The sequence below is a fragment of the Rhizobium sp. NLR8a genome (assembly GCF_019685235.1).
In the GTDB taxonomy this organism is placed as follows: domain Bacteria; phylum Pseudomonadota; class Alphaproteobacteria; order Rhizobiales; family Rhizobiaceae; genus Rhizobium.
The window spans coordinates 153837-171003 of the sequence record NZ_JABDWI010000017.1; the positions used below are offsets into that span (position 1 = coordinate 153837).

The 17167-nt window shown below is 60.4% G+C and carries 21 protein-coding genes; 11 read left to right on the forward strand and 10 right to left on the reverse strand.

Translation table 11 applies throughout. The features are described from left to right. Positions 1 to 7: 7 nt before the first annotated feature. Genes hpaI through HJC04_RS28330 form a run of 3 tightly spaced genes read right to left on the reverse strand, consistent with a single transcriptional unit; the run spans position 8 to position 2476 of the window. Positions 8 to 772: a 4-hydroxy-2-oxoheptanedioate aldolase gene (gene hpaI, locus HJC04_RS28320; RefSeq protein ID WP_210631144.1), complete on the reverse strand. Its 765-nt coding sequence runs from the start codon at positions 770 to 772 to the stop codon at positions 8 to 10. 7 nt (positions 773 to 779) lie between these two features. Continuing rightward, a complete protein-coding gene (gene hpaH / locus HJC04_RS28325; protein ID WP_210631145.1) occupies positions 780 to 1562 on the reverse strand; it encodes a 2-oxo-hept-4-ene-1,7-dioate hydratase in 783 nt (260 codons plus the stop codon). A gap of 20 nt (positions 1563 to 1582) precedes the next feature. Next, positions 1583 to 2476: a dioxygenase gene (locus tag HJC04_RS28330; protein WP_210631146.1), complete on the reverse strand. Its 894-nt coding sequence runs from the start codon at positions 2474 to 2476 to the stop codon at positions 1583 to 1585. Positions 2477 to 2728: 252 nt separating this feature from the next. Here HJC04_RS28330 and HJC04_RS28335 point away from each other — a divergent pair, with 252 nt between their 5' ends. From HJC04_RS28335 to HJC04_RS28380, 10 genes are read left to right on the forward strand one after another with little or no spacing between them, the layout of a single operon-like run. Further along, positions 2729 to 3463 carry a GntR family transcriptional regulator gene (locus tag HJC04_RS28335; RefSeq protein WP_210631147.1) on the forward strand — a complete coding sequence of 245 codons (735 nt, stop codon included), beginning with the start codon at positions 2729 to 2731 and terminating at the stop codon, positions 3461 to 3463. Beyond that, positions 3463 to 4284 carry a sugar phosphate isomerase/epimerase gene (locus tag HJC04_RS28340; RefSeq protein WP_221147630.1) on the forward strand — a complete coding sequence of 274 codons (822 nt, stop codon included), beginning with the start codon at positions 3463 to 3465 and terminating at the stop codon, positions 4282 to 4284. Before HJC04_RS28335 ends, HJC04_RS28340 begins: the two co-directional genes overlap by 1 nt. A gap of 48 nt (positions 4285 to 4332) precedes the next feature. Beyond that, positions 4333 to 5001, forward strand: a complete 669-nt coding sequence (locus HJC04_RS28345) for an amino acid ABC transporter permease (RefSeq protein WP_210631149.1) — start codon at positions 4333 to 4335, stop codon at positions 4999 to 5001. 9 nt (positions 5002 to 5010) lie between these two features. Then, entirely contained in the window at positions 5011 to 5661 is a 651-nt protein-coding gene (locus tag HJC04_RS28350; protein WP_210631150.1) for an amino acid ABC transporter permease, read from the forward strand. 42 nt (positions 5662 to 5703) lie between these two features. Continuing rightward, positions 5704 to 6528 (forward strand): transporter substrate-binding domain-containing protein, encoded by an 825-nt coding sequence (locus HJC04_RS28355; protein WP_210631151.1) that lies wholly within the window; start codon positions 5704 to 5706, stop codon positions 6526 to 6528. Positions 6529 to 6535: 7 nt separating this feature from the next. Further along, positions 6536 to 7309 (forward strand): amino acid ABC transporter ATP-binding protein, encoded by a 774-nt coding sequence (locus HJC04_RS28360; protein WP_282615049.1) that lies wholly within the window; start codon positions 6536 to 6538, stop codon positions 7307 to 7309. A gap of 18 nt (positions 7310 to 7327) precedes the next feature. After that, on the forward strand, positions 7328 to 8188 hold the full coding sequence (locus HJC04_RS28365; protein WP_210631152.1) for a shikimate dehydrogenase: 861 nt from the start codon (positions 7328 to 7330) through the stop codon (positions 8186 to 8188). A 15-nt stretch (positions 8189 to 8203) separates the two neighbouring features. Beyond that, positions 8204 to 8572 (forward strand): 5-carboxymethyl-2-hydroxymuconate Delta-isomerase, encoded by a 369-nt coding sequence (locus HJC04_RS28370; protein ID WP_210631153.1) that lies wholly within the window; start codon positions 8204 to 8206, stop codon positions 8570 to 8572. A gap of 32 nt (positions 8573 to 8604) precedes the next feature. After that, the gene (gene aroQ / locus HJC04_RS28375; protein ID WP_210631154.1) at positions 8605 to 9054 is read left to right on the forward strand and encodes a type II 3-dehydroquinate dehydratase; all 450 of its coding nucleotides are present in this window, start codon (positions 8605 to 8607) and stop codon (positions 9052 to 9054) included. A gap of 3 nt (positions 9055 to 9057) precedes the next feature. Continuing rightward, on the forward strand, positions 9058 to 10095 hold the full coding sequence (locus tag HJC04_RS28380) for a Gfo/Idh/MocA family protein (protein WP_210631155.1): 1038 nt from the start codon (positions 9058 to 9060) through the stop codon (positions 10093 to 10095). A 237-nt stretch (positions 10096 to 10332) separates the two neighbouring features. Here the strand turns inward: HJC04_RS28380 and HJC04_RS28385 are convergent, their stop codons facing one another. From HJC04_RS28385 to HJC04_RS28400, 4 genes are all read right to left on the reverse strand, one after another. Continuing rightward, complete coding sequence (locus HJC04_RS28385) at positions 10333 to 10566, reverse strand: BolA/IbaG family iron-sulfur metabolism protein (protein WP_210631156.1); 234 nt, start codon at positions 10564 to 10566, stop codon at positions 10333 to 10335. An 18-nt stretch (positions 10567 to 10584) separates the two neighbouring features. Further along, positions 10585 to 12816 (reverse strand): phosphoribosylformylglycinamidine synthase subunit PurL, encoded by a 2232-nt coding sequence (gene purL / locus HJC04_RS28390; protein WP_210631157.1) that lies wholly within the window; start codon positions 12814 to 12816, stop codon positions 10585 to 10587. A gap of 121 nt (positions 12817 to 12937) precedes the next feature. Beyond that, the gene (locus HJC04_RS28395; RefSeq protein ID WP_221124332.1) at positions 12938 to 13516 is read right to left on the reverse strand and encodes an acyloxyacyl hydrolase; all 579 of its coding nucleotides are present in this window, start codon (positions 13514 to 13516) and stop codon (positions 12938 to 12940) included. Positions 13517 to 13638: 122 nt separating this feature from the next. Next, positions 13639 to 15057, reverse strand: coding sequence for a PLP-dependent aminotransferase family protein (locus HJC04_RS28400; protein WP_210631159.1), 1419 nt, complete (start codon positions 15055 to 15057; stop codon positions 13639 to 13641). 80 nt (positions 15058 to 15137) lie between these two features. Between HJC04_RS28400 and HJC04_RS28405 the strand changes: the two genes are divergently transcribed. Continuing rightward, complete coding sequence (locus HJC04_RS28405) at positions 15138 to 15392, forward strand: DUF1127 domain-containing protein (protein WP_221147631.1); 255 nt, start codon at positions 15138 to 15140, stop codon at positions 15390 to 15392. A 21-nt stretch (positions 15393 to 15413) separates the two neighbouring features. On the opposite strand, the gene HJC04_RS28410 is transcribed toward HJC04_RS28405, so the two are convergent. The 3 genes from HJC04_RS28410 to HJC04_RS28420 all read right to left on the reverse strand — a co-directional run bounded on the left by HJC04_RS28410 (position 15414) and on the right by HJC04_RS28420 (position 17124). Next, positions 15414 to 15812: a hypothetical protein gene (locus HJC04_RS28410; protein ID WP_210631161.1), complete on the reverse strand. Its 399-nt coding sequence runs from the start codon at positions 15810 to 15812 to the stop codon at positions 15414 to 15416. Positions 15813 to 15901: 89 nt separating this feature from the next. Beyond that, positions 15902 to 16573, reverse strand: coding sequence for a phosphoribosylformylglycinamidine synthase subunit PurQ (gene purQ / locus HJC04_RS28415; RefSeq protein WP_221123373.1), 672 nt, complete (start codon positions 16571 to 16573; stop codon positions 15902 to 15904). Then, complete coding sequence (locus HJC04_RS28420) at positions 16570 to 17124, reverse strand: RNA 2'-phosphotransferase (RefSeq protein ID WP_221147632.1); 555 nt, start codon at positions 17122 to 17124, stop codon at positions 16570 to 16572. The genes purQ and HJC04_RS28420 overlap by 4 nt, the downstream gene beginning before the upstream one ends. Positions 17125 to 17167: the final 43 nt, after the last annotated feature.

The window sequence follows — 17167 nt, forward strand, 5'->3', positions numbered from 1 at the left end:
GAACTCCCTAAGATGCAAACCGAGATGCGAGCGCTTCCGATCCTCTCGCAAGGAGGGCGACGTCTACGCCAACGGCGGTGAACAACGTCCCGAGCGAAATGCAACGGGCTGCGAACGACTCGTCCGGCGTGAGGATGCCTGCCGGCTTTCCAAGAATTTTCAGACGTCCGATCGCGTCCTCGATCGCCGCGATCACCTCGGGATGCCCCGGTTGGCCGGGATGGCCGAAGCTAGCCGCCAGGTCGGCGGGGCCGATGAAGATGCCGTCGACGCCTTCGGTCGCTGCGATGGCCTCCAGCCGACCGAGTGCCTCTCGGGTCTCGATCTGCAGAAGCAGGCAGATCTCCTGTTCGGCAATCCGCGCGTAGTTCGGCACGCGCCCGAAGCGGGTGGCGCGCGTCAAGGCGGAGACCCCGCGAACCCCGTGCGGCGGATACCGTATGGCGGCGACCGCCGCCTTCGCTTCCTCTTCGTTCTGCACATAGGGAACGAGGAGCGTCTGGACGCCGATATCCAGAAAGCGCTTGATCAGCACCGGATCGTTGAATGCCGGGCGTACGACCGGGGAAACGTCGTAAGGCGCGACCGCCTGCAATTGCGGCAGGACGGTGAGGACGTCGCTTGGAGAGTGCTCGGTATCGAACAGCACCCAATCGAAGCCTGACGGCGCGACGATTTCTGCCGCGTAGCTTCCGGGAAGGCCGCACCAGAGACCGATCTGGCTTTCACCGGCTCTCAGTTTCCGCTTGAAGTGATTGACGGGAAGTTCCATCGGCGCCTCACACGAACGAGACGCCGATGGAGCCGACCGGACCGTAGTCGGCCTGGATGACATCGCCCTTGACGATGTCCACGGGGCGGGTGAACGAGCCGGCAAGCACGATCTGGCCCTTCTTCAAGCCGCCTCCGACGGCATGGAGTTTGTTCACGAGCCAGGCGACACCCGCGGCCGGATGCCCCATTATAGCTGCGGAAACACCAGATTCCTCGATGATGCCGTTTTTCGAAAGCGTCGCGCCGACCCAGCGGATGTCGATATCCATCGGCCGGATGATGCGGCCGCCCACGACGATCGCTCCGAACGCGGCGTTGTCGGCGATCGTATCGGTGATCGCTCTGGGCACCTCGGTTCGGTAGTCGATGATCTCAAGCGCGGGAACGACAAATTCAGTCGCGCGCATGACGTCATAGATCCGAGCGCTCGGTCCTTCGAGATCCTCTCCCATTACGAAGGCGAGCTCGACTTCCAAGCGAGGCTTGATAAACAGCTCCGCCCTGATCTGCGCGCCGTCGTTATAGAGGGCGTCGTCGAGAATGACGCCGTAGTCGGGCTCGGTCATTTTCGAGGCCATCTGCATCGCCCGAGATGTCAGCCCGATTTTATGACCCGCGATCCGCGCGCCCTTTGCAATCCGTGCCTGCGCCCAAAGCGCCTGGATCTTATATGCGTCTTCAAGTTCGAGATCCGGGTATGTCTTACTTGGCTGGACGATGGGTCTGCGGTCAGTTTCTGCCCTCAGCAGCGCGTCGGCTGCGGCCTGGCGTTCCTTTTCGGTGATCATTATTTAGCTCTGCTGGTTGCTTACTTGATCGGGGGACGCGGCAGGATGGCCTCGCCCGGCTCCATGACGTAGGTGTAGTCGAGCGAGAACCACGGGCCAGTGACGTCCGCGTTGGACGGGTGCGGCTCGTCATGACGGACAAAGTCGCCTGTCAAAGCCGCGGTGACGCCGAACTGCACATCGGAATCAATGTTCGGATCGCTCGGGTCGAAGACCTGGGAGATGAGAGTTTTGTATCCCTCTTTGAAGATCAGGGCGTGCAGATGCGCAGGTCGGTAAGGGTGGCGGCCTTGCACTTGGAGAAGCCGACCTACGACCCCGTCGACAGGGATGGGATAGCCCACCATCTTGACCGTTCTAAACCAGAACCGACCCTCGTCGTCCGTGGTGAACTTGCCGCGCAGGTTCATTTCCGCCTGATCAGGATCCTGGTTCTCGTAAAGGCCGACAGGAGAGGCGTGCCATACGTCGATTTCGGCGCCCGGGATGGGCTTGCCACCCCGATCAACCACCTTCGCGTGGACGAACAAGGGTGTTCCCGGCGTTTCCGACCGGATGATGGTTCCGCCGTTTTCGACCCGCGGAGAGTTGAGCCGCCAGAACGGCCCGAGTAGCGACTGTGAAGTCTCGGTTTGCCCGTTGTCGCCGTTGTTGAGCAGGCACACAAGCGAGGAGACGCCAAGCGATCCGGCCATGAGCACGAATTCGTTGTGGCTGTCGGTCTGCAGCCGGCCGATTTCGTTGAGGATGGCGGTCGCTTCGCGAAACTCGACTTCCGACAGCCTGACTTCCCGCACGAATGCGTGGAGATGCTTCACCATTGCGACGAGTATGTCCCGCAACCGTGGATCTTCGGTGCGGTTCATCACGGCGAGGACGGCCGGCGTCAACTCGCTTTCCGTTCTGATTGTCATAAGGCTACCTCCCAATGAGGTTCGACTATCAAAATAATCGATTATCTGTCAAGCTGTAACTGTACATTCCATCCTGACGGCTAATGTAAATACGCCTGAATATGGCAATAAACCTCTGAAATATCATGATTAAAATGGCGTTCTAAAGGCGCGGCCACGGAAGCTCAATGCTTTTCGGTGCGTCCGGGTTGACACGAATAATCGTTTATTGTACCGATAATCGAAACTTGCGCTGGATTGCTGGGAGGAAGAATGGACACGGCCGACGACAGCTCTCTTGGGCCGTTGACAGAAGATGTGCCGTCAATCGGCTTTCTCGACGATGGCAAGAACACCATCGGCAGCCAACTCGCATCGCGCCTTCGGGAGGCGATTATCTCCGGTGAGCTGGAAGCGGGAAGCAAGATCAATCTCGACAAGGCGCGGAAGACTTTCAACGTCAGCCTAAGCCCGTTGCGGGAGGGCTTAGCCCGGCTCATTTCAGACGGCCTGGTCGAGTTTCAGGACAACAGAGGCTATCGCGTCGCGCCAATCTCGCTGGCTAATCTCGAAGAGGTCACGAGCCTGCGCGAGGAGCTCGAGGTTTTCGCGCTGCGTGAATCCATGCGTCTTGGCGACGTCGAATGGGAGGGCAACATCATGCGTGCGCTTCATCGTCTTAACCGCACGGAGCGCGACGCCGCGCGTCCCGAAACGCTAGAGCACTGGGAAGCGCTTCATCGCGAATTCCACCTCACCTTGATCTCTGGCTGTGGCAAACCTCTGCTATTTCACTTCTGCAGTCTTCTGCTGAATCTCAATGACCGATATCGCCGCGTTTTCCTGATCCGTACATCGGGAGACCGCAATGTAGGGCAGGAGCACAGCGAGATTGCCCAGGGAGCGGTCGCGCGTGATGTCGACTATGCCTGTGAGAAGCTCCGCCAGCACATCCATCGCACCGGCACCAATCTCCGCAACCATCTCGCGACGAAAGGGATCGCATGATGGCCGCCGCGACATCGAAATCGGCGCCCCTGATTGGCGTTGCGCATTTCTCATCGATATTGCTGCCTCCCGTGCAATTTGCGAAGGTCGCCGCCCGCGCAGGGTTCTCCAGGATCGGGCTCAGGCTGAATCCGGCGTTCCCTGGTGCGCCTTACTACGAGCTGCCTGTCGGTGGTTCGGCTGCAGGCGATCTGAAATCCGTGCTTGCCGGCGAAGGCGTCGAGGTTTTCGATATCGAATTCTTCGTAATCGACCCCTCATTCAAGGCCTCGTCGGTTGAGGCCACCATCGCTGCGGCTGCAAACATTGGAGCGCGCCGTCTCAGTGTCTGCGGCGACGATGCTGACCAAGCCAGATTGGTATCGAACTTCTCGGATTTCTGCGGCCTCGCGGGTCAGTACGGCTTAGCTGTCGACATCGAGAACATGGGTTGGCGGGTGATTAAAACCTTTCAGGACAGCGTCAATCTTGCGAAGGCGAGCGGTGCCCGCAATGCCGGTGTCCTCGTCGACGGAGTCCATTTCTTCAGGAATGGCGGCACACTCGCCTCGCTCCGAACCGAGATCGGCTGGGTAAAGCACGTTCAGTTGTGCGATGTCGCTGGACCGGCGCCGGTGACAGCAGAGGAGATGGTCGCTGAAGCTAGAGGTGGGCGGCTCGCACCGGGGGAGGGCGAATTGCCGTTGAAGGAACTCGTCGCAACGGTCGATAGCTCCGCGGCGATCTCGGTGGAAGTCCCACTCGCAGGGTCTGTCCCGCCTGAGACGCATTTGAAACATCTGTACGACAACGCCGAAGGATTATTCGGGCCGGATCGCTGATCCGGCGCCGGCGAGGCGTGAGCCGCGTCGGAGGGAGGAAGTCAACATATGGGTTATACGTTCGATTTTGGTGCGGTCTTCGACCGCGCCCCGGAATTGCTGTGGGGTTCGCTTGGAACGCTCGGTCTGGCGGTTGTCGGAATGATCCTTGCGCTCGCGATCGGTATTGTCGGCGTCGCTGCGAGAACGTCCAAGAACAAACTCGTTCGGGCTCCGGTGATTGCCTTTGTCGAGATTGTCCGAAACACACCGTTTCTGGTGCAGATATTCTTCATCTACTTCGCGCTTCCGCTCATGGGTATCCGTCTCAACCCCACCGCTACCGCCATCATCGCGCTGGGGATCAACGGGGGCGCCTATGCGATTGAGATCATACGAGGCGGCGTGGAAAGCGTGAGCAAGGGGCAGGTCGAGGCGGGCTTTGCGTTAGGCCTGCATAAAACCGATGTGTTCCGGCTGATCGTTCTGAAGCCGGCTCTCCGGGCGATCTATCCGTCCCTGACCAGCCAGTTCGTGATGCTGACCTTGACGACTTCGGTCTGCACTTCGATCGCCGCCTACGAGCTGACCTCGGCGGCGCAGCGAATCGAATCCGACACTTTCCGGAGTTTCGAGGTCTATTTCAGCGTGACCGCAATCTATCTGCTCATCTCGAGCCTGATGATGGGCATCTTCGCCCTTATCTCCCGTTCCTACTTCAACTACCCGACCCGATAGGAGGCGTTCATGGGTCCCATCGGTGAAAACGAGCTGTTCTTTCTCTTGCAGGGTCTGAAGTGGACTGTGCTGCTGGCCATCATCGGGTTTGTCGGAGGAGGTGTATTTGGAATCCTGATCGCTCTGGTGCGCACGTCGCAGAACCCTGTCGCACGCTACGCATCGTCGGGCTACATAGCGCTCTTCCAGGGCACGCCGCTCCTGATGCAGCTCTTCGTCGTCTACTACGGCGTCGCGCTATTGGGCGTCGACGTCAATGCATGGATCGCTGTGGCCATCGCGTTCACCCTCCATGCAAGCGCCTTCCTTGGCGAGATCTGGCGCGGCTCGATCGAGGCCGTTCCGAAGGGCCAGACCGAAGCCGCGAACGCACTGGGGCTGCATTACGTCTCCCGGATGAAGGACGTTGTCCTGCCGCAGGCGCTGAAGATTTCGATGCCTGCAACCATCGGATTTCTCGTTCAGCTGATCAAGGGCACATCGCTCGCAGCAATCGTCGGCTTTATCGAGCTTACCCGTGCCGGACAGATCATTTCAAACCAGACCTACCGTCCACTGCTCGTCTTTGGGATCGTCGGAATGGTCTACTTCATTATTTGTTGGCCTCTTTCCCACATCGGGAGCGGCCTCGAAAAACGGATGGCGAAAGCTGCCCGGTAACCTTGCTTCGCCCGAAGCAAGACCACAGAGGAGGAGAACGTAATGCATAGCAATCGCAGACAATTTCTTGGAATGGCCCTGGCTACGGCCGCCTTCGTCACGGTGGGCGCAGCTGCGGCTTCCGCGGCGACCGTCGAGGAGATAAAGGCCAAGGGCACGATCGTCGTCGGCATTCAGGGCGACAACGCGCCATGGGGCTTCGTCAACACGAGCGGCAAGCAGGACGGGTTCGATGCCGATGTCGCGACACTTTTCGCCAGGGAACTCGGAGTTAAAGTCCAGTTCCAACCGCTTGCCGTCGCCAACCGCATTCCGGCCCTGACCACCGGCAAGGTCGACATCCTGTTCGCCACGATGGCAATGACGGAAGAGCGCGCAAAATCGATCCAGTACAGCAAGCCATACGCGGCGAACACGATCTCGCTTTATGCGGCAAAGGCCGACACCGCGAAAACGCCTGCCGATGTTGCTGGGTGGGAAATCGGCGTGCCGAAGTCCAGCTCGCAGGACAAGGCCATTACCGACGCTGTGGGATCGACGGCGACCGTCCGCCGCTTCGACGACGACGCTTCAACCATTCAGGCGCTGGTCTCCGGACAGGTCAAGGCCGTCGGAGGCAACATGTTCTACGGACAGCGGCTGGATGCCGCCAGCCCAGGCACCTACGAGCGGAAGATCGACTTCCTGACGACTTACAATGGCGTCGGAACGCGACTGGGCGAGAAGGACTGGAACGAGGCCGTCAATGCCTTCCTCGACAAGATCAAGGCTAATGGCGAACTTGCAGCCATCACCAAGAAGTGGATGAAGATCGATCTGCCGACGTTCCCGGAATCCATTCCCAACATCCCGTTCACCGTCAAGTAAAGCATAAATGGAGGGCGCCGTGCTCAGTTCCGCTAACGACCAGCCGACATTGATATCGCTTGAAAAAGTGGAGAAGTGGTACGGCTCCTTCCATGCGCTGAAAAACATCAGCCTGTCGGTTCGCAAAGGCGAGAAGATCGTCCTCTGCGGGCCTTCGGGTTCCGGCAAGTCGACGTTGATCCGCTGCATCAACGCCCTCGAGCTAATTCAGGAGGGCAGGATCGTCGTCGAGGGGCAGTTGCTCGACGGCACCAGCAAGGCGGTTGATGCCATTCGGCGCGAAGTCGGGATGGTGTTCCAGAACTTCAATTTGTTCCCGCACATGACCGTTCTGCAGAACTGCGCGCTCGCGCCCATGAGGGTCCGCGGAACGAGCCGCGCTGACGCCGAGCGACTGGCGAGAAAATACCTCGAACGGGTTCGAATCCTTGATCAGGCGGAGAAGTATCCCGCGCAGCTCAGCGGAGGGCAGCAGCAGCGTGTCGCTATTGCCAGGGCCCTTTGCATGGAACCCAAGGCGATGCTGTTCGACGAACCGACATCTGCGCTCGATCCGGAAATGGTCAAGGAAGTGCTGGACACGATGATCGGACTGGCACGCGACGGCATGACCATGATCTGCGTCACCCATGAAATGGGCTTCGCCCGCCAGGTTGCAGACAGGGTCATCTTCATGGCTTCCGGCGAGATCGTAGAGGAGGCCGAGCCCGAGGTCTTCTTCAAGTCTCCGAAGCATGAGCGCACCAAGGCTTTCCTTGGCGAGATCCTCGCACATCACTGAGGTGATTGGGTTATTGAAATGAATAACAAAAAATTTCTCGTCGGTCTCATCGGGGCCGACATCCAAATGTCGAAGTCTCCCGCACTGCACGAAACCGAGGCGCGGCACCTGGGGCTGGATTACCATTACGAACTCTTCGATTTCGCCGAACGCGGTCTAACCGCTTCTGCGCTGCCTGAATTGCTCGCCGAACTTGAGGACCGCGGCTTCGCTGGAAGCAACATCACGCACCCGTGCAAGCAGACGGTCATCGCTCATCTCACAAGCCTATCCGAGGACGCCGAGATGCTCGGAGCAGTCAACACGGTCGTGCTTCGGGACGGAGAGCGGATCGGGCACAATACGGACTGGTATGGATTCTACAAGAATTTCGAGCGCGGTATGGCTGGTGTCGCCAAAACTCACGCCATCCTGCTCGGGGCAGGCGGCGCAGGGGTCGCCGTCGCGCATGCGGCAATCAAGCTCGGCATCGGGATGCTCTCGATCTTCGACCAGGACGCACATCGCGCCGCCACACTTGCCGATCAGCTCAACCGACGCTTTTCAAGAACCTGCGCCCAACCGATCAGAGACGTCGGTGCGGTGCTCGCTTCGGCCGACGGGCTGATTCACGCTACGCCGACGGGCATGCGAAGTCATCCGGGTCTCCCGATCGAACCGGAATGGCTTCACCCACGTCACTGGGTCGCCGATATCGTCTACATGCCACTTGTGACCGAACTTCTGGCTCTGGCAGAGAAGAAGGGGTGCAGGACCTTGCCGGGAGGCGGCATGACGGTGTTCCAGGCGGCGGCGGCCTTTGAACTGTTCACGGGTGTAAAACCGGATGCGGAGCGCATGTCGCGCCACTTCGAAGAATTGTGTAGAGCTACAGCCTGACCGGGAGGACACGCCTTGCCGCACATCATTATCGACTATAGCCAGGGTGCTGCCGAACGGGTGGCGATCGATGAATTGACCAGAGCGGTCCACCACCGGGTGCGAGACGGAGGCCTGGTGAAGCCCACTGCCGTGCGGACCTTCGCCAGGGAGGCGACCTTCTCCTGCGTCGGCGACGAGCATCCGGAAAATCACTTCATCCAGATAATCGTGCGCATGGCGCCTGGCCGGCCGGCAGAAACCAAGCGGGAATTGTTGAAGTCGGTCCTCGAAGCTGCGCGCGCTGTCGCAGCTCCCGCGCTGCAAGCAGGCCGGCTGGGGCTGCGGGCCGATCTTTACGAATCCGATCCGAATTTCGCATTCCAGGAAATAGCGTTCGCCTGAGCTTGGCAACGCCTTACACAAGGAAAATCGCAATGAGCCTGATCTACGTTCTTAATGGCCCAAACCTCAATTTGCTCGGCAAACGTCAGCCTCACATCTATGGTCACGAGACGCTGGCCGGTGTCGAGGCAGACTGCCGGAAACTGGCCTCGGAACTCGGCCACGAGATCCGTTTCCACCAGAGCAACCGTGAATACGAAATCATCGACTGGATCCACGAAGCGCGCGAAGACGGAGCCGGTATCGTCATCAATCCGGCCGCATTCACCCACACGTCGCTTGCGATACTCGATGCCTTGAACACGTTCGAAGGTCCAGTCATCGAGATCCATATCTCCAACATGTATAAGCGCGAAAGCTTCCGTCATCATTCCTTCGTTTCCCACCGCGCCGACGGCATCATCACCGGTCTTGGTACGGAGGGCTATCAGCTCGGAATCCGGCGCGTCGCGACGATGCTCACGGCAACGACGAAGGACTGACAAATGACTCCTCCGGTCAAACTGGCGGTCCTCGGCGCGGGGCTTATCGGGAAGCGCCACATCAAACACGTGCTGGACGAACCGATGGCGGAGCTTGTCGCTATCGTCGACCCGAGCCCGGTTGGAGAGGCGATCGCCAGCGAGGTCGGCGCCAAATGGTTTTCGACCTTCGCTGAGATGGTCGCCGCAGCGCGCCCTGACGGCGTCATCATTGCGACACCCAACCAGATCCACGTCAGAAACGGTTTTGAAGCCGTAGAAGCCGGCATCCCGGCATTGATCGAGAAGCCAATCGTCGACGATATTGCCGCTGGCGAGAGGCTCGTTGAGATGGCCGAGGCCAAAGGGGTTCCGCTGCTGACCGGGCATCATCGCCGACATAATCCGATGATGCAAAAAGCTAAACAGGTTATCGAAAGCGGAAAGCTCGGGCGAATACTGATCGTGAATGCCATGTTCTGGCTATTCAAACCGGAGGAATACTTCGACACTTCCTGGCGGCGCGAACGCGGCGCGGGACCAGTCTTTCTCAATCTGATCCACGACATCGACAACCTCCGCTATTTATTCGGGGATATCACGGCGGTCCAGGCGCTCGAATCCAACGCAGTTCGCGGAAACGCCGTTGAGGAGACCGCAGTGATCCTGATCGAGTTCAAAAACGGAATTCTCGGCACTGCTTCCGTTTCGGATTCCGTCGTCGCGCCATGGAGTTGGGAGATGACGACCGGCGAAAACCCCGCCTATCCTAAAACTGAGGAGGCCTGCTACATGATCGGCGGCACGCACGGGTCGCTGTCGGTGCCGTCACTAAACATGTGGAGCAATCCCGGCAGCAGGGGCTGGACGGAACCGTTCGAATGTCATCGCGCCAAAATCGAAAACCAGGATCCGCTGGTCCTGCAGATACGCCAGCTTTGCAGGGTCATTAGAGGGGAAGAAGCGCCGCTGGTCAGCGGACGTGAGGGACTAGAAACCTTAAAGGTTATCGACGCCGTGAAGCGATCCGCCGCAGCGGGCAAGCGAATCAGCCTGACCTAAATGGTTGCGTGCCAGCTCACGGCGGTCGGGAGCGTTACGCGCGGTGGCGGCATCCCTGGGACATCCCTCGAGTCAGGCCCGAGGACAGGAATGAGGGAGGTTGAAGTACGGCGCACAACGAGGTCGGACACCTTTGTCATCCAGAACCGCTTTGCAGAGAACTAAAGACCCGGCAGGAAGGAATCCTTCCATCCGGGTCTCTTTATTTCAAAGCTTCAACCGGCCGAAGCCGGTATGTCAATCCGGCGCGGATGTCTGCAGAGCGAGAGCGTGCAATAGGCCGCCCATGTTGCCCTTCAGCGCCTCGTAGACCATCTGGTGCTGCTGCACGCGGCTCTTGCCGCGGAAGGCTTCGGCGACGACTTCGGCGGCGTAGTGATCGCCGTCGCCCGCGAGATCGCGGATCGTCACCCTGGCACCGGGAATCCCAGCCTTGATCATGTCTTCGATATCGCCGGGTTTCATGGCCATGATGTTACTCCTTGCGCATCATTCCGCGGCAAGTTCGCCGCGGCCTTCCATGAAATCAGGGAACCACGATTCATGGGCATCGCGCAATTGCTGAATCGGCAGTGAAATAAGATCGCCGACATCAAGTGCATCTCCACCGACCGTGCCGAGGCGACGAAAGGGAACGCCGGCACCTTCCGCATTGACGCAGACGAAATCGGCAACATCGGCCGGCACAGCCAGCACGTAACGGGCCTGGTCTTCGCCGAAGAGCAGCGCATGCGCAGCACCCTTGCCTTCGCCCAGATCGATCTTCATGCCCTTGTTCGAGGCCATGGCCATTTCGGCGAGCGCGACGGCCAGGCCGCCCGAGGAAATGTCGTGGCAGGCGGTCGCCTGGCCGTTGCGGATGACGGAGCGGACGAAATCGCCGTTGCGGCGCTCGGCGAAGAGATCGACTTCCGGCGCCGGCCCTTCACGGCTGGAGAGCAGGTCCCTGAGATAGACGGACTGACCGAGATGGCTGCCGTCCACGCCGATCATGATCACCTTGTCGCCGTCATTGGCGCTGCCGATGCGGACCATCTTGCGCCAGTCCGGCAGCAGGCCGACGCCTGCAATCGTCGGGGTCGGCAGGATGGCGACGCCATTGGTCTCGTTGTAGAGCGAGACGTTGCCGGAGACGATCGGGAAATCGAGCGCCCGGCATGCTTCGCCGATGCCCTTCACCGCCTGAACGAACTGGCCCATGATCTCAGGCTTTTCGGGGTTGCCGAAGTTGAGATTGTCGGTGGCGGCAAGCGGCTCGGCGCCCGTCGCGGTGATGTTGCGCCAGCATTCGGCGACCGCCTGCTTGCCTCCCTCGAACGGATCGGCCTCGACATAACGCGGCGTCACGTCGGAGGAGAAGGCGAGCGCCTTGCTCTTGTGGCCATCGACGCGCACGACGCCGGCGTCGCCGCCGGGGAGCTGCAGCGAATTGCCCTGGATCAGCGTGTCATACTGTTCGTAAACCCAGCGGCGGCTCGACTGATTGGCGGAGCCGACGAGCTGGAGCAGCGCCTGGCCGTAATCCTTGGGGGCGGCGACGAGATTGGCGGGCAGGGGCGCAGGCTTGCCGGATTCGCGCCAGGGGCGATCATATTCCGGCGCCTGGTCGCCGAGATCCTTGATCGGCAGGTTGGCGACTTCTTCGCCCTGGTGCATGACGCGGAAGCGCAGGTCGTCGGTGGTCCTGCCGACGATGGCGAAATCGAGGCCCCATTTGACGAAGATCGCCTTGGCTTGCTCTTCCTTCTCCGGCTGCAGCACCATGAGCATGCGCTCCTGGCTTTCCGACAGCATCATCTCGTAGGCGGTCATCCGCTCTTCACGGACCGGCACCTTGTCGAGTTCCAGAAGAATACCCAGATCGCCCTTGGCGCCCATTTCGACGGCCGAGCAGGTGAGGCCGGCCGCACCCATATCCTGGATAGCGATGACGGCGCCGGTCTTCATCAGTTCGAGGCAGGCTTCGAGCAGGCATTTTTCGGTGAAGGGATCGCCGACCTGAACCGTCGGGCGCTTCTCCTCGATCGATTCGTCAAATTCAGCCGAGGCCATCGTCGCGCCGCCGACGCCGTCGCGGCCGGTCTTGGCGCCGAGATAGACGACCGGAAGGCCGACGCCCTTGGCTTCAGACAGGAAGATGGCATTCGATTTCGCGATGCCGGCGGCAAAGGCGTTGACCAAGATGTTGCCGTTATAACGCGCATCGAACTCGACTTCGCCGCCGACGGTGGGAACGCCGAAGGAATTACCGTAGCCGCCGACGCCGGAGACGACACCGGAGACGAGATGGCGGGTCTTGGGATGATCCGGCTCACCGAAGCGCAGCGCGTTCATCGCGGCGATCGGCCGCGCGCCCATGGTGAAGACGTCGCGAAGGATGCCGCCGACGCCGGTCGCAGCACCCTGATACGGTTCGATGTAGGAGGGGTGATTGTGGCTCTCCATCTTGAAAACCACGCAATCGCCGTCATCGATATCGACGACGCCGGCATTCTCGCCGGGCCCCTGGATGACGCGCGGCCCCTTGGTCGGCAGTGTCCGCAGCCATTTCTTCGAGGATTTGTAGGAGCAGTGCTCGTTCCACATGGCCGAGAAGATGCCGAGTTCGGTGAAGGTCGGCTCGCGGCCGATCAGATCCAGAATGCGCTGATACTCATCCGGCTTCAGGCCGTGGTTTGCAATGAGGTCCGGCGTGATCGGGATGGTGTTTGGAATGGTCATGAGCGGAAAGTCCCTGGCGCGTTTTGCGCTGTCTTTAGCTTATGTAGCGGCGACGCGCGACAGAAAAAAGCCCACCGTCAACAGAGGGCGGGCAGGCTTTTCTCGTAAAGGCGGCAATCGCTCAGAACTTGTAGCCGATCTGGATGCCGGCGCGCGTCATGCCGTCGTTCGGGCCGTCGCAGAGATTGGCATGAGAGGAGTGGGCGATCTGGGCCATCACGTTCCAATTGCGGGTGAAACGGTAACCGGCGCCGACATATTCGTGGAACAGAACGCGACAGCCGAGTTCCGGGCCGTCATCATTGTCGTCCAGCTCGCCGGTGTGGATGACGCCGCCGAATCCGGTTTCGGCAAAGAGCTTTTCGTTGAGATCGACCGTCCAGGTGAAGCCTGTGAAGAATTGCGTTGCTTCACCCGAGGTGCCGATGGAGGTCCCAAGATGGACGCGGGGATGCAGCAGCTGTTGTTGCCAGCCGACAGCCCCCTCATATCCGAAAGGATCGAAGAGAGCGGTAATCTCCGGAAAGACGCCATCTTCCCCGGCCCGACCCGATTGCACCGAGGCGGAAGCCCCGAAACGCAATTCATCGAATATCTGCTCGCTGGCATTGGCCGAATCCACCATCGAGGCGGCGGCTACGACTGCCACGGATGCCAGCCCCAAGAAGCGTAACGCGATCCTTCCGAACTCGACCCTCATCTGCCGTCCTTTGATTCGCACCAAGCGGGAATAACAAAGAGGTAGCACGGGGGGCGAGGCGGTAAAGCGCTCTCGTCAGGCGTGTGCGCTTTTTCGAAATTATGGCGTGCATTTGCAACAGATCATATTTCGCCGTCATAGGCGGAACCGCCATTTTCCAGCAGCCGGCGCAGGATCATCAGGCCTGCGGTCAATTCCTGGCCTGTTTTGGGTGAGGAGAAACCGATGCGAATGCGGTAGTAGGTTTTCTCGCCGCGGGCCGCCTTGAACTCGTCTTCGTCATCGACCAGCACGCCGTCGCGAAAGGCGGCATTCTTGAAGGTGCCGGACATCCAGGGCTCCGGCAATTTCAGCCAGAGGAAAGGCGCATGCGGATGCGACGCGAAGTCGAAACCCTGCAGATGTTCGCGGGCGAGATGGGCGCGCCGGGAGAGTTCCCCGATAACCTCCTTGCGGATGTCGTGCGCCCGGCCGCTTTCGACCAGGCGGGCACAGGTCTCTGCCAGGATGAAAGGCAAGCCGCCAGTGACCATCCTGTGCGTCACCTTGATGCGCTGGGCAAAATGCGGCGGGCAGGCGACCCAGCCGCCGCGCACACCGGCGGCGACTGATTTCGACAGGCCGTTGACCAGAAAGGTGCGGTCGGGCGCAAGGGAGGCGATGAGCGGCGTCTCATCGTCGGCCATGCCGCCGTAGAGGTCGTCCTCGATCAGCCAGACGCTGTGCTTTCGGGCGATTGCGGCAATTGCCGCGCGCCGCTCATGGGGCATGATCGTCACTGTCGGATTGTGGACAGTCGGCATCAGGAAGGCGATCTTCGGATGCTGCTGCTGGCAGAGCCGTTCGAAATCATCGGGAATGACGCCGAATTCGTCGGATGCGACCGTTACCGTGCGGCGGCCGAGAAGGCGGGCGCTGCGGCTGACCTGGGTGTAGGTCAGATTTTCGAAAACGATCTTGTCGCCCGGCGCCGAGACAGCGGCAATAACGGCGACCGCCGCGGCATGGGCGCCGAGCGTCGGCACGATGTTTTCGACTTCCGGCGTCCAGCCGCTGCGGGCAAGCCAGCGGCGGCCCGCCTCGAACCAGTTGCGCGGAAAACTTCGGGAATAGGAGGAAATCTCGGTGAGATGCTGTTCGCCGATCTCGGCGAGGATGGCTGAGATGATCTTGCCCTGGCCGAGGTCGGGGGCGGCTGTCGTATCGAAACGGATCTTGTCGGCAGGCGCGTCCTGAAAGCGAGTGCCGCCGAGCGAGACGGCCACTGGATCGGCTTGTTCACCGGGCGGCGTCTCGGCGCGGTTCAGCACATAGGTGCCGCGGCCAACCTCGCCGGCAACCAGGCCGCGCTCGTGCACCAGCGCATAGGCGCGGCCGATCGTGCCGATCGTCACGCCGATATCATAGGCAAGATTGCGCTGCGGCGGCAGTTTGCTGCCGGCGGGCAGGGCGCCGCTCGCAATGGCGGATTCGATGCTGTCGGCAAGCCGGAGATAGACCGGCCCGGAGCCGCGGGAAAGATCTGGAAGCCAATTTGTCATGGTGACAATTGCTATATTGTCACCATGTCCCTGTCAAGATTAAGAGTCAATTCCAAGGACGAGCCGAGAGGATTCCTGGAATGTCTGCATTGCCCGAAATCAATACGCCAATTGTGCCGATTGTCTCTTATGAGGACCGGCGCGTCATCCTTCCCAGTCCGCCTGCCGAGGCGACGACGCGTCTGGGATGGATCTGGGCTGCCATTCGTCTCTGGCATCAGAAGCGGGAGGGCCGCCGCGCGCTCAGGGAGCTTTCGGCGGCGGGACTCAAGGACATCGGGGTATCGCAGTCCGAAGCCGCACGCGAAATCAGCAAGTCATTTTTCTGGGACTGACGCTGCGGATGATCACAGCGATCAATTGCAGGCCCTGTTGCCGCCGGACCAGCGGTTGACGTCGGCGGCGATGCGGCCGGCGACAGGCTCCTGCATCATCGGACCAAAGGCCTGCAGATGGGCAGGGCTTCCCTCGGCCTGGACGACGAGCAGCGGCCGGCTTTCCGGGCTGCCCTTGTGGACGAGCAGGATACGCGGCCGACCGGAGAAGGAATTGAGTTCCGGAGCGAGCTTATAGGCGGCAAAGGCCGGATCGCCCGATTTGAACCAGCAGGCATTGGCGCCGAGCGCTACGCGCTCCATCGTCGGCAACGCCGCCCGGTTTGGACCTGCTGCCGGTGCCGGCGACTGGCAGGCCGCCACAATGGTTGCCAGAGCAGTCAACAAAGCGGTGTTTGCGACGGTGAGGCGAGGGCGCATTGATCTTGCTCCAGTGATCCGGATGAAAGTCTTCTGAGTTACATGCCGTTGCCCGCGGCGCGCCTACGGGCGGCATGGCTGAGGTGGGGTCAGGCGGCGACGACGTCGAGCGCCGAGGCGAAGAGGCCTCGGCCATCCGAACCGCCATGGGCGGTCTCGATCAGGTTTTCCGGATGCGGCATCATGCCGAGCACATTGCCCCTTTCGTTCATCACGCCGGCAATGTCGTTGATCGAACCGTTCGGATTGGTGCCCTCGGCATAACGGAACAGCACCTGACCATTGCCCTCGATCTTCGCCAGCGTCGCTTCGTCGGCAAAATAATTGCCGTCGTGGTGGGCGACAGGGCAACGGATGACCTGCCCTTGCGCGTAGGCGCGGGTGAAATCCGTCTCGGCATTGACGACTTCGAGCTTGATCTCGCGGCAGACGAATTTCAGCGAGGCATTGCGCATCAGCGCGCCAGGCAGCAGGCCCGCTTCGACGAGGATCTGGAATCCGTTGCAGACGCCGAGGACCTTCACGCCCCTTGCAGCCTTGTCGATGATCGCCTGCATGACCGGCATGCGGGCGGCGATCGCGCCGCAGCGCAGATAATCGCCATAGGAGAAGCCGCCGGGGATGACGATCAGGTCAACGTCGGGGATTTCCGTCTCGGTCTGCCAGATCGTCACCGGTTGGTGACCCGAGATCTTGGTGAGAGCTGCGATCATGTCGCGATCGCGGTTGAGGCCCGGAAGTTGAACGACGGCTGATTTCATAGAGTCCCCGCATTTCGCGAAAGATATTGGACTGGAACGCTCTCGGCGAGCCATACTCCATTGTCCGCGACAAAGAAAGAATGGCCTTCTGAAAACATGGCGGCTGCGTCGACACGCAGAATGATATAGTCGCCCTTGCGGCGCACGGCGACTATTTTCGCCGTATCGATGTCAGCCGACAGATGGACGTGGTGCCGCTCCATCTTCTTCAGGCCTTCGCGCTTGATCGACGGCCAGTTCGTGAGTGACGTGCCGTGAAAGAGAACTGCCGGCGGTTCAACCGGGGTCAATCCCAGATCGACCTCGACACTGTGGCCCTGGTTGGCGCGAATCCTGTTATCGACAAGCGTGAAGCATTTCTTCGGACTGTTGTCGATGATCTCGACGATATCGGCGCGGGAGATGCCGTATTTCGACGTCAGCACCCTTTCGAGATCATCGAACGATACCCAACCCTCGGCATCAAGCGTCAAGCCTGCGGCATCCGGCGCATGGCGCAAAACATAGCTCATGAATTTCGAGACTTCCGTCTCCAGCTTTGCCTTCAGCATGACGCTCAATCCATAAGACCCGCCGGTTGACGGGCAGGTCAGC